The organism is Shinella sp. (assembly GCF_049651085.1).
In the GTDB taxonomy this organism is placed as follows: domain Bacteria; phylum Pseudomonadota; class Alphaproteobacteria; order Rhizobiales; family Rhizobiaceae; genus Shinella.
On the sequence record NZ_JBASBL010000011.1, the window covers coordinates 19,080 to 31,544 of the forward strand.

Here is a 12,465-nt window from a genome sequence, read left to right on the forward strand (position 1 = left end):
ACTGCCGGAAAGGCTTCGCTCCCGTGTCTTTGTTTCAGGTTTATGCAAGAGCTCTCAGCTATCTCGGCATCTACAAGGTTCGCGTCGGACTGGTGGTTGCGGCCAACGTGGTGCTCGCGGTAATCACCATCGCCGAGCCGATCCTGTTCGGCCGCATCATCGATGCCATATCGACAAAGGGCGACGTCACGCCCATGCTTTTGATGTGGGCGGGCTTCGGCCTGTTCAACACCATCGCCTATGTGCTTGTCGCCCGCGAGGCCGACCGGCTGGCGCATGGCCGGCGCGCGAACCTTCTGACGGAAGCCTTCGGCCGCATCATATCCATGCCGCTTGCCTGGCATAGCCAGCGCGGCACCTCCAACGCCCTGCACACGCTGCTGCGCGCCTGCGAGACGCTGTTCGGCCTCTGGCTCGAATTCATGCGCACGCATCTGGCCACCGCCGTGGCGCTCGTCCTTCTTGTCCCGACCGCCTTTGCGATGGACTACCGCCTGTCGCTGGTGCTGGTCGTGCTCGGCGTGCTCTATGTCATCATCGGCAAGATGGTGATGAACCGCACGCGCGAAGGCCAGGCCTCGGTCGAGAACCACTACCACACCGTTTTCTCACACGTGTCTGACTCCATCAGCAACGTCTCGGTCGTGCACAGCTACAACCGCATCGAGGCCGAGACGCGCGAATTGAAGCGTTTTGCCGAGCGGCTGATCAACGCGCAGTTCCCCGTGCTCGACTGGTGGGCGCTGGCCAGCGCGCTCAACCGCATCGCCTCGACCATCTCCATGATGACGATCCTGGTCATCGGCACGGTGCTCGTGCAGCGCGGCGAAATCCGGGTCGGCGACGTCATCGCCTTCATCGGCTTTGCCGGCCTGCTCATCGGCCGCCTGGACCAGATGAAGGCGTTTGCCACGCAGATCTTCGAGGCCCGCGCCAAGCTGGAAGACTTCTTCACGCTGGAAGACGCCGTGAAGGACCGCGAGGAACTCGCCGGCGCCGGCGATCTCGGCGACGTCAAGGGCAAGATCGAGTATCGCAATGTCAGCTTCGACTTCGCCAATGCGACGCAGGGCGTGCGCGACGTGTCCTTCACCGTTGAGGCCGGCCAGACCGTCGCCATCGTCGGCCCGACGGGCGCTGGCAAGACGACGCTGGTCAACCTGCTGCAACGCGTCTACGAGCCGAATTCCGGCCAGATCCTCATCGACGGCATCGATATTTCGAAGGTGACGCGCAAGTCGCTGCGCCGCTCGATCGCCACCGTGTTCCAGGATGCGGGCCTGCTCAACCGCTCGATTTCCGACAATATCCGTCTCGGCCGCGAGGGTGCGACGGAGGAGGAGATCATGGCGGCTGCGGAAGCAGCGGCGGCGAACGACTTCATCACCTCGCGCCAGAGCGGTTATGAGACCCATGTCGGCGAGCGCGGCAACCGGCTTTCCGGCGGCGAGCGCCAGCGCATCGCGATTGCCCGCGCCATCCTCAAGAACGCGCCGATCCTCGTGCTCGACGAGGCGACCAGCGCGCTCGACGTGGAAACGGAAGCCCGCGTGAAGACGGCGATCGATTCACTGCGCCGCAACCGCACGACCTTCATCATCGCACACCGCCTGTCGACGGTTCGCGAGGCCGATCTCGTCGTGTTCATGGATCACGGCCAGATCGCCGAGATGGGCACGTTCAGCGACCTCAGCCATAGCAACGGCCGCTTCGCCGCACTCCTGAGGGCGAGCGGCATCCTGACGGACGACGACGTTCGCAAGAGCTACACGGCCGCCTGACGGCCCTACCGCTTTCGGGTATCGCGACTTTTTACCGGCAGGGCCTGCAGGCCCTGCCGTTTTGCGTTCTGGCTGATGACGGCAGCCTGCCAGTCGAGATAGCGGGCATAGGCGAAATGCAGGGCAATGCCCGCGACGGCATAGAGCGTGCCGAACAGCGGGTTCTTGCCCGTCACGAACATCAACACCTGACCCGCCATGGCAAGGATGGTGCCGAAGACGAAGACGGCCAGCGAATGCCGGCCGATGGCGACCAGCGGATGGGACAGCGGCAGGGCGGCCCAGTTCGACAGGAACGGGATGGTCGCCACCAGATAGGCGCCAGCCAGCACATGCAGGAGGCGGCTGATCGACAGGAACGTCTTGTCGAAACCGGTCAGCACCGCTGGCAGCCCATAGGAGATGTCGATGCTCCACCACGACAACACGACCCAAAGCAGCGAAACGACAAGATAGGCCGCCGCCAGAATCATCAGAACGGGATTGCGCGCAAACCCCTTCGCCTTCGCCCGCAGGACACCGACAAAGCCGATGACGAAGAGAAACTGCCAGGAAAGCGGGTTGAGGAACCAGTAGCCGTCGTCGAGAAAGTTCGACGGGGCGATCCGCCAGATGCCGGCACAGAGCCAGATGGTGCCGGACACGGCAAGCAGCAGACGCGAGCTTCGCCGGTAGAGCCAGAGGAAGCCGGGCAGCATCAGGAATAGCGCGGCATACATGGAGAGGATGTTGTTGTAGCCGAACTGGTGGCCGAGCAGCACCATGCTGACGACGCCCTGCTCGGTGCGGTCGACGACGGCACGCAGGTTGATCTCCGAGAGAAGATCCGGCCGTGAGAACCACAGCGCCCCGCCCGCGAAGATGGCGAAGGTGATGATGCTGGTCATGATATGCGCGACATAGAGCGTCAGCGCCCGGCGCAGGATGCGCAACGTCACGGCCAGCCGCTCGCCGACGACAAAGCGGGCCCCGTAGGCAAGGCCGACGGACATGCCGGAGATCAGCACGAAGGCTTCCGCCGAATCGGAGAAGCCGAAATTCTTGTGCGTCAGGTGTTCCAGATACTGGCCCGGAACGTGATTGACGAAGATCGTCAGGAGGGCGAGGGCCCGGAAGACGTCGAGGCGTGTGTCGCGTTGCCGCGGCACGACGCCCACCGGTCCATGTCTGTCTGTCATAGCGCTCCGATCCACATCATGTGGATCAGAGCAAATAGCCCTCGTTTGAAGATTTGATGACGGCACCGTTCACAATTGCCTGCCATCCGCCGTCATCGAGGCGATCGACACGGATCGACAGCTTCCTGCCGTCCAGCGTCAACGTCGCGCTGTAGCCGCTCCATGCTGCCGGCAGCACCGGGTCGACGAAGAGGCGATTACCCTCCTTGCGGATACCGAGGATGCCCTCGACAGCCGCGCGGTAGAGCCAGCCGGCAGAACCGGTATACCAGCTCCAGCCTCCCCTGCCCGTACCCTCGCCTTCGCCATAGACGTCGGCCGCCACCACATAGGGCTCGACGCGGTAGCGTTCGGCAGCCTCCGCGTCGAGCGCGTGCTTGACCGGGTTGAGGAGGTCGAGGCAGGCATAGGCGTCATCGCCCCGGCCCTGTCGCGCCAGCGCCAGCACGACCCAGGTCGCGGCATGGGTATACTGGCCACCGTTTTCGCGCACGCCCGGCGGATAGGCCTTGATATAGCCCGGATCCTGCGGGGTTTCGGAAAGCGGCGGGGTGAACAGGCGGATGATGCCGTTCTCCCTGTCGACGAGTTCGGCCATGACGGCATCCATCGCCTGACGCGAACGCTGCTTGTCGCCCTCGCCGGAGAGCACGCTCCAGCTCTGCGCGATGGAATCGATGCGGCATTCCGCGCTGTCGGCTGAGCCGAGCGGCGTTCCATCGTCATAGTAGCCGCGACGATAGTAGCCGCCATCCCAGCCCGCGGTTTCGAGGGCCTGCTTCAGGCGACCGAGATGGCCTTCCCACTGGTCGGCGCGGCCATGATCGCCGCGCTCGCGGGCGATCGGGATGAAGCCGCGCAGCGTGCCGGCGAGGAACCAGCCGAGCCAGACGCTGGTGCCGCGACCGGCCTCGCCGACGCGGTTCATGCCGTCGTTCCAGTCGCCGCCGAGGATCAGCGGCAGGCCGTTCTCCCCGGTACGCCGGAGGGCGAGGTCGAGCGCGCGGGCGCAATGGTCGTAAAGCGGCGCTTCCTCTCCCGAGCGATCCGGCGTGAAGAAGGCATCGTGCTGCCCCTCGGCGAGCGGCGCACCCTCGATAAAGGCAAGCCTCTCGTCGAGCACGTCGCGGTCGCCGGTGACGCGGCAATAATATTCCACCGCATGGGCAAGCCAGACCACGTCGTCGGAAATCATCGTGCGCACGCCCGCGCCGCTGTCCGGCAGCCACCAATGCTGCACGTCGCCCTCGACGAACTGGCGCGAGGCGGCGTTGAGTATCTGCGCCCGGGCAAGTTCCGGACGATGCAGGATGAAGGCAAGCGTATCCTGCAACTGGTCACGGAAGCCATAGGCGCCGCTCGCCTGATAGAAGGCGGAACGCGCCATGATACGGCAGCCCAGCGCCTGATAGGGCAGCCAGTCGTTGACCATGCGGTCGAGCGCCGCATCCGGCGTCCTGACCTGAAGCGCGCCGGTGAAGTTCTCCCAGAAGGCCCGTGTGGACGCCATGACCGTATCGAAATCGGCGTCACGCGCCTTGCCCGCAAGCGCGCGGGCGCTGTCGGCATCCGCCGTATCGCCGAGCACGAAGACAAGCTCGCGCTTCTCGCCCGGTTTCAGCACGATATCCACGGAAAGCGCCGCGCAGGGATCGCCAAGACCGTCGGCATTGCCGGAAAGCGCCTGCCCCGTTGCAACGGCCGCCGGCTGGACGATGTCGCCGGTCCGGCCAATGAAGTCGCGACGCCTCGCGGTGAAGCCCGCAAGCGGCGCATCGACAGCGAAAAAGCTTGTCCGGCCGGCGAAACCGAGGCTGTAGGGGTTGGTCGCAAAGAGCGCGCCGCTCTCCTCGTCATGGCTTGTCAGCACGAAGGGCGCGGTTTTGACGGGATTGTTGCCCAGCACCCATTCGACATAGCCGTAGACGGAGAGGCTGCGTTCGGTATCGCCGGTGTTCTTCACGACGAGGCGCGAATACTTGACCGGGTCCTGCGGGTCGACGGTCTGCACCAGATCGAGCTCGATATCGTCCTCCCAGCTACGGAAGGCGGTGTAGCCGAGGCCGTGCCAGGTCTCGAACTTCACCGTCGCCTTGCGCGAGAGCGCCGCGAAAGGTGTCATCACCGTGCCGCGCGCGCGATCCCGCACGTAGAAGGCCTCGCCGGGACGGTTGATGACCGGATCGTTGGTCCAGGGCGTCAGCTGGAAATCGCGCGAATTGCGGCTCCAGGTGAAACCGGCCCCTTCGGCCGAGACATGGAAGCCGAATTCGCGATTGGCGATGACGTTGATCCACGGCTGCGGCGTCGCTTCGCCGCCGCGCAGCCGCACGGCATATTCGCGGCGGTCATCATTGAAGCCGCCGAACCCGTTCCAGAAGGAAAGGCCCTCGCCGTCGATGGCGACAGGTTCACCGGCCGGTGCGGAAAGCTTTGGCAACGGCGCTTCCGCGGTCGTCTCCACCTCGTCGCGCGGCGTCGAGAAGAGAGATGCGGTGCGGGCGACCTGATCGGCAATCGATCCGTTTCGCGCATGGAAGACGGCGCGGGCCGTCGCCAGCAGCGCCTGCCAGGTCGAGCCTTCCATCAGGTCGCGGCGGACCGTGAAGACATGCTGGCGCACGCCATCGGACTGCCCGCGCATGCGCAGGTTTTCGCACATCTGGTCGAGCGTGTGCTGCATGTCCTGCGCATAGGAGGAGGACCGCTCGTTGAGAATGACGAGATCGGCCGTGACGCCCCGGTGGCGAAGATATTCCTGCGCGCGCAGCGCCTCGCGGGCAACGTCGAGGTCGGCCTCTTCGTTGATGCGCAGCACGAAGATCGGGAAATCGCCGGAAATGGCCAGCGGCCACAGCGCCGACTGCGCGGTAAGCCCCGTCTCGATGGTGCCGGCATCGGCGCGAAGATGCATGTCCGGATAGGTGAGGTAGCGGCCGAGCATCTGGAAGCTCGCGGCCTCCTGCGAGGTCACGCCGACATGGCGCAAATGCACCTGCGAGCGGGTCCAGGCATGGATCATTTCGTGGTTGAAGGTGTCCGGGTGACGGTAGCGGTCGATGGCGGCGTCCACCTCGGTACGGCTCGGGGCGGAAATGGTCCAGAAGATGACCTTGACCTTCTTGCCGGCCGGCACCCGCACCACGCGGCGCAGCGCCATGATCGGGTCGAGCGTGAGGCCGTCCGTACCGGAAAGCTGTGCGCCGGCATCGAAGGCGGCGGCGGTCGCCAGCGAGCGGCCGCGGCCGATGAAGCGGCGGCGGTCCGTCTCCACCTCGGTGCGGCGCGAGGGACCTGCGCTGTCGACGATCAGGTGGGCGATCGCCATGTCCGGCTCGTTCGGGTTCCGTTTCTGGCGTTCGGCGCGGATGACATCGCCGCGCTCGCCGATCTCGGTGCGCACGAACATCTTCGAGAAGAGCGGATGGGCGCTGTCGGCGTCGTCCGTCGAAATCACCGGCTCCATATAGGAGGTCACTTCGATGAAGCGGTCTTCCGTGCCGGTGTTGAGCAGCGTCAGGCGGCGGCCTTCGGCATCATGCTCGGTGGCGACGATACACTCGACCTCGCTCGTCAGCTTGCCGACGGTCTTGATGAATTCCGCCTTGTCGTCGCCGAACTGGGTTTTCGTTTCCTCGCCTTCGATGCGCTTCGGCTCGGCGGTGGCGGACCACCATTCGTTCGTCGCCGTATCGCGCAGGAAGATGAAGGAGCCCCAGCGGTCTTCCGTCGGGTCGGGCTTCCAGCGCGTGACGGACTGGCCGTTCCAGCGCGAATAGCCCGCGCCGGTCGCCGTCAGCATGACCGAATAGTGGCCGTTCGACAGGAACACCGTCTCGCGTTCGCGCGAGATCGGATCCTTGAAGATACGGATTTCCGGGCGCAGGAGGTCGGCCTGGGTGCTGCCGACGGTTTCCGGCTCACGCTTGGCGTTGATGACCGGAATGTCGCGCGGTGCCTTTTCCTGCAGCAGCAGTTCGGCCGCCTCGATGACGGGGTCGGCATGGAAGCGCTCGCGCAGCGCGCCGTTGAAGACGACGTTGGCGACGGCGGCAATGGACATGCCGTGATGGTGCGCCATGTAGTTCTTCACCACGGCGCAGGTCTTGCCCTCCGGCACGCGGGTCGGCGTGAAGTCGACCGCATCGTGGAATCCGTAGACGCCGAGCGCGCCGAGCTTGCGCAGGCGCTCGAGGTTTTCGAGCGCTTCCTTCGGCGCATATTGCGCGGCAAGCAGCGAGGCATAGGGCGCGATGACGGCATTCTGGCCGAGGCCGCGCTTGAGGCCGAGCGTCGGCACGCCGAAATTGGTATATTGGTAGGTCAGCTCATGGTCGCGGGCGTTGAAGGCCGCTTCCGAAATACCCCACGGCGTGCCGAGGCGACGGCCGTGGTTCATCTGCTCGACGACCACCAGATTGTTCGTCTGGTTGAGGATGCCGCCCTGGCGTTCCTGCATGACGAGCGGCGGCATGAGATACTCGAACATCGAGCCCGACCAGGAGACGAGCGCGCCGCGCGAGCCGACCGGTACGACCGGACGGCCGAGCTTGTACCAGTGCTCGGTGGGAAGGTCTCCCTTGGCAATGGCAAAGAGGCTGGTGAGGCGCGCCTCTGAGGCGAGCAGGTCGTAGCAGGCCTCATCCAGCTCGTTCGTCTCCACGCGGTAGCCGATGGAGAGCAGGCGGCGTTCCGGCCGGAAGAGGAAGCCGAAATCCATCGAGAAGGCGATGTCGCGCGAGCGGTCGCGCAGCACGATCAGGCGATCGCGCAGCTGCTCGATGCTGCCGAGGTCGAAGACGCTGTCGGCGATATGCGCCTCGCAGGTGGCGACCAGTGCGCCGGCCCATTTGGCCAGCTCGCCGCTTTCGGACGACCTGATCTCGTGATCCAGGTTGACGATCAGCTTGTTGACGTCGCGCGCCAGCACCGAGAGGTTGATGACGCGGATGGAGGCGAATTCGTGCTCTCGCTTGACGGCGGCGAGCGCGTTGTGGAAGCCCTCGATGCGCTCCTCGATCAGGTGACGGAGCGGTCGGACGGTCTTGCGGTCGTCCGGCAGCTGCGTCAGCGTCTCGGAGAGGATCGCGGCGACGTCGCCGATGCCGTCCAGGCTGCCCTGAAGATGCGCGGAGGGGGCTTCGGCCCATTCGCGGCACATGGACGAGACGGCGATGAGGTGGCCGGCGAGGTTTCCGCTGTCGACCGCCGAGATATAGCGGGGGCCGAGCGTTTCCAGCGTGTTGGTACGATACCAGTTGTAGAGATGGCCGCGATATTTCGGCATGCCGTCAACCGTGGCGATGGTCTGCTCGAGACGGTGCACCGCCTCCTCGAAACTGAGCCATCCAAAATCGCGCGCGGAGATGACCGAGAGCAGGTAGACGCCGATATTGGTCGGCGAGGTGCGTTCGGCAAGCACCGGCTGGGGCGTTTCCTGGAAATTGTCCGGCGGCAGGAAATGCTGCTCGACGGTGACGAATTCCTCGAAATAGCGCCAGGTCCGCCGCGCGATCTTGCGCAGTTCGGCGGCAACATGATCGGAGACGGCAAGCTGGTCCTCGGTCTCCGCCGTCTGGCTGACATACCAGGCGATCATCGGCGAGAGCGCCCAGACGAGGGCAAAGGGAATACCGATGAAGGGCAAGCCCGTGCTCGAGATCATGGCGAGCGCCACCGAAATGACGGCCAGCGCCGGCGCCTGCCACATCGACTTGTAGTGGGCGAGGATGCCGCCGCGCGCGAGGCTGTCGGCCTGCGCGGCCGTGCGCCATTCCAGCATCAGCTTGCGGCTGACGAAGGTGCGGTAGACCGAGCGGGCAATGGCATCGGCCATCAACGCCGCCGAATGGGCGAGGAAGGCGATGCGCAGCGCAACCTGGGCATTGGCGGCGCGGATATCGGAAAAGACGCGATGCACATGGGCGCGCGCGACGATGTCGCTGCTGCGCGGCATGATGCCCGAGATCAGCGAGAGCGTCGGGGCGACGAAGAGCAGGAAGATCAGCACGAGCTGCCAGATGAGCGCCTGGCGCGGCTCCATGTAGTACCAGCCCATGACGGAGGCGACGAGCCAGGCAATCGGGATGAGGCTGCGGCGCAGGTTGTCGTACATCTTCCAGCGGCCGAGCATGGAAATCCCGCTCGACGGGCTGAACAGATAGGGCAGGAGCTGCCAATCGCCCCGCGCCCAGCGGTGCTGGCGCGAGGTTTCCACGCCGTAGCGTGTCGGGAAATCCTCGACGAGTTCGACATCCGTCACCAGCGCGCAATGCGAGAGCGAGCCTTCGAGCAGGTCATGGCTCAGCACCGAGTTCTCCGCGATGCGGCCCTTCACGGCGGCCTCGAAGGCGTCGACGTGGTAGAGGCCCTTGCCGGTGAACGTGCCTTCGCCGGCAAGGTCCTGGTAGACGTCGGAAACGGTGAAGACATAAGGATCGACGCCGCGGTCGGCGGAAAAGATACGCTGGAAGGTGGAAGCTTCCTTGCCTGTTGTCAGCGAGGGCGTGACGCGCGGCTGGAGAATGGAATAGCCGGCCGTGATCCTGCCCGTCGCTTCGTCGATGACGGGGCGGTTGATCGGGTGGTGCATCTTGCCGACGAGCTTCGTCACCGCATCGCGCATCAGGCGCGTGTCGGAATCGAGCGTCATGACATATTTGACATCCGCCGGGACGATGTTGGCGCCCGGCAGGAAAGTCGTATCGCCATCGCCGCGCAGCAGAAGGTTGAGCTCGTGCAGCTTGCCGCGCTTGCGCTCCCAGCCCATCCACGCGCCTTCCGACGGATTGTAGAGGCGGCGGCGGTGCAGGAAGTAGAAGCGCGTGCGGCCGTCCTGTCCGTAGCGGTCGGAGAGCGCTGCAATCTCGCGCCTGGCATAGTCGAACACGTCGAGATCGGCCGGCGTTTCCTCTACCTGGCTATCGGCCCAGTCGCTGATCAGTGCGAAGTAGATCTCGCCGCGCGGATTGGCGAGATAGTGGACCTCAAGATTGCGCACCAGTTCATCGACATGGTCGCGCTTGGAAATCAGACAGGGCACGGCGACAAGGGTACGCGCATCTTGCGGAATGCCGTCCTTGAACTCGTAGCCGACCAGGCGCGAGGGGGGCACGAAGAGGGTGACGAGCGTATTGAAAAGGCCCGTCGCGCCTTCTGACACCGGCAGCGCAAAGAGGATGAGCATGATCAGCCATGCGCCATCGGGAATATCGAGCTGGTCGAGGAAATAATAAACCGCGACCATCGCCAGCAGCGTCAGGGCGATATTGGGGCCGGCGATCGCCAGCCAGTCGAGCTTGCGGGTGAGGCGCACGATGCGCTGGACGATCGTCGGGCGGTAGCCGATGCGCTTTTCGAGGAGCTTGCGCTTCTTGCCGACGAGGAAGGCGGCGACATTGACCTCGTGGTCGCTGTCCTGCCCATGCGCCGCGCTATCCTCCGCCGTCATGGCGAGTGCAGTCTCGGTGACTTCCAGCTCGGTCTTGCCCGAGCGGCGGGCAAAGCGCTCGATCGAATTGCGGTATTTGTTGCGCGAACCGAAATCGAGATCGCTGTAGTCCGATCCTTGGCGCAGCGCCTCGTCGAGGCGGCTGACGCTCTCGAACCAGACCGGCCATTCCGTATCGTCCAGCGTGCGCAGGCTCTTGATCAGCGAGCTCATCGTGACGTTGCCGGAGGAAAGGCGGTTGTTTTCCGCAACGATCAATTCCTCGAGGTCGCTGCCGCGGCTCTCGATCTTGCCTTCCAGCCACTGGATCACCGCGCCAGAGGCCTGGAGGCCGTCGCGCAGGCGATAGAGAAGCTGGATGACGAAGGTATTGTCCTCGGTAAAGCTCTCCATCGAGCACAGTTGCGCGATGCACTTTTCCGGATCGTTGAGGCGCACCAGTTCGTCGGCCACCTCGTTCGCCTTGAAGCGCATCTTGCGCGAGCGCTCCACGCGGCTGGAAATGCGGCGGAGGTTTTCGAGCAGAACGAAACGGACGAAGGACGGCAGCGCCCACAATTCGCCGATCTTCAGCGCATCCAGTCTCTGGAAGCCCTGCACGAAGGCGGTCAGGCTTTCCTCGGAAGCATTGCTGTGCGTATGGGCGACATAGAGCCAGGCAAGCGCCAGCGTGCGCGGAATCTGCTGCCCGTCGACCTCGATGGTGGGAAGCTGACGGAAGAACTGGCGTGGAAAGTCCCGCCGGACCTCCTGGATCGCTTCTTCGATGACATAGTAGTTGTCGAGCAGCCATTCGGCAGCCGGCGTGATCTGCGCACCGGCCTCCACGTCCTTGGCGGTCACCTGGTAGACGCGGAAGATCTCCTTCTCGTTTTCCTTGTGCCGCGGCCGGAATTCGAAAGGGCGGTAGCCGGGCAGGGATACCGTCTTGTCGCGCGCAAGCGCTTCGCCGCAGGCGGCCAGCGCCTCCAGCGTCAGATAGGTAGCGCGGATCGAATCGTTATAGTCGATCTGCTTGGCATCGGCATCGCGCGGAGCTTGCGGCGTATTTTGAAGGAGCATGTTTCTGATTCTGGATCCGGCCATATGGAACCATCCGGCGGCGGCCTTTGCGCCGAAGGGTTTTTCGCGGGCAAGCTTCATCTCGGTGCCGCGATCAGCCATGACACCGGACCGCGCCCTCATGGCGCTTCACGGATGGAGATGGCTCAGGCGACACGCTTGTTGGCATCCTGGCCGCGTGGTGCATGAAAACGGCATTTTTTAGCCGTAAGGACAAAGACTTGCAACCTGTCAACAGGACCGGATGGCACAGCATGGACCCTCATCTACGGTTTTGATGAATCGCCAGCCCTCCCATATGGCGAGCCGGCACATGGTGCAGGAAAAGAGGAAATGCGCGGATCGAAGAAAAGTTCCCGCCCCTGTGCATGACCGAGGCGGCCATTGACTCGACCGCAGCGTCACGACAATCTGGCCGCCGTCAGGGTCTTCCGAGTCGTCTACGGCTCGGAGGCTAAGAGGGAAGCCGGTGCGATGCTCCTAACGGAGCGCCAAGACCGGCGCTGCCCCCGCAACTGTGAACGGCGAGTTGCTGTCGCTTGATGCCACTGGTGCAAAACACCGGGAAGGCGAGACAGAAGCTATGACCCGCAAGCCAGGAGACCTGCCCTGACAGCTCGTAACGTCCATGGGCGGGGTGTCCCAATGGTGTGCGTTTGCTTTTGCCATTCGGCGAAAATCCAGCAGCGTGCGTCCGGTCATCCCCCAATTTCCGATTGGGGAACAAATGCTTGCATTCACCGAAAACCAGCCTTCCAGCACCGGAAAGCCGGAATCCGTCTTCATCTCCTGGCTGCTCTGGCAGCCGCGGGGCGCCGACCTTGCTGTCGAGGCGCGAAAGGAGGTGCAGAAGCTGGCGCGATATGGCGGTGCAGATCCGGATATCGCGCGTCTCAGGACCATGTTCGCCTCGCTCGCGGGGTCGGACGGGTCGCTGCACTAGGCCCGCAAACACAAACACATATTGACATAAAGATGTCTTTATGTGACTCCG

General features: G+C 64.2%; 4 protein-coding genes and 1 riboswitch. Of the genes, 2 read left to right on the forward strand and 2 right to left on the reverse strand.

What is annotated here, in order from left to right:
• Window positions 1-23: 23 nt before the first annotated feature.
• Window positions 24-1,781 carry a glucan ABC transporter ATP-binding protein/ permease gene (locus tag WA950_RS07335; protein ID WP_424551043.1) on the forward strand — a complete coding sequence of 586 codons (1,758 nt, stop codon included), beginning with the start codon at window positions 24-26 and terminating at the stop codon, window positions 1,779-1,781.
• Between the two features lie 5 nt (window positions 1,782-1,786).
• Here the strand turns inward: WA950_RS07335 and WA950_RS07340 are convergent, their stop codons facing one another.
• Window positions 1,787-2,959, reverse strand: a complete 1,173-nt coding sequence (locus tag WA950_RS07340) for an OpgC family protein (protein ID WP_424551044.1) — start codon at window positions 2,957-2,959, stop codon at window positions 1,787-1,789.
• Window positions 2,960-2,984: 25 nt separating this feature from the next.
• A complete protein-coding gene (locus tag WA950_RS07345; protein WP_424551045.1) occupies window positions 2,985-11,471 on the reverse strand; it encodes a GH36-type glycosyl hydrolase domain-containing protein in 8,487 nt (2,828 codons plus the stop codon).
• 407 nt (window positions 11,472-11,878) lie between these two features.
• A riboswitch (cobalamin riboswitch) is annotated at window positions 11,879-12,097 on the forward strand.
• 101 nt (window positions 12,098-12,198) lie between these two features.
• Here WA950_RS07345 and WA950_RS07350 point away from each other — a divergent pair.
• Window positions 12,199-12,414 carry a hypothetical protein gene (locus WA950_RS07350; protein ID WP_424551046.1) on the forward strand — a complete coding sequence of 72 codons (216 nt, stop codon included), beginning with the start codon at window positions 12,199-12,201 and terminating at the stop codon, window positions 12,412-12,414.
• Window positions 12,415-12,465: the final 51 nt, after the last annotated feature.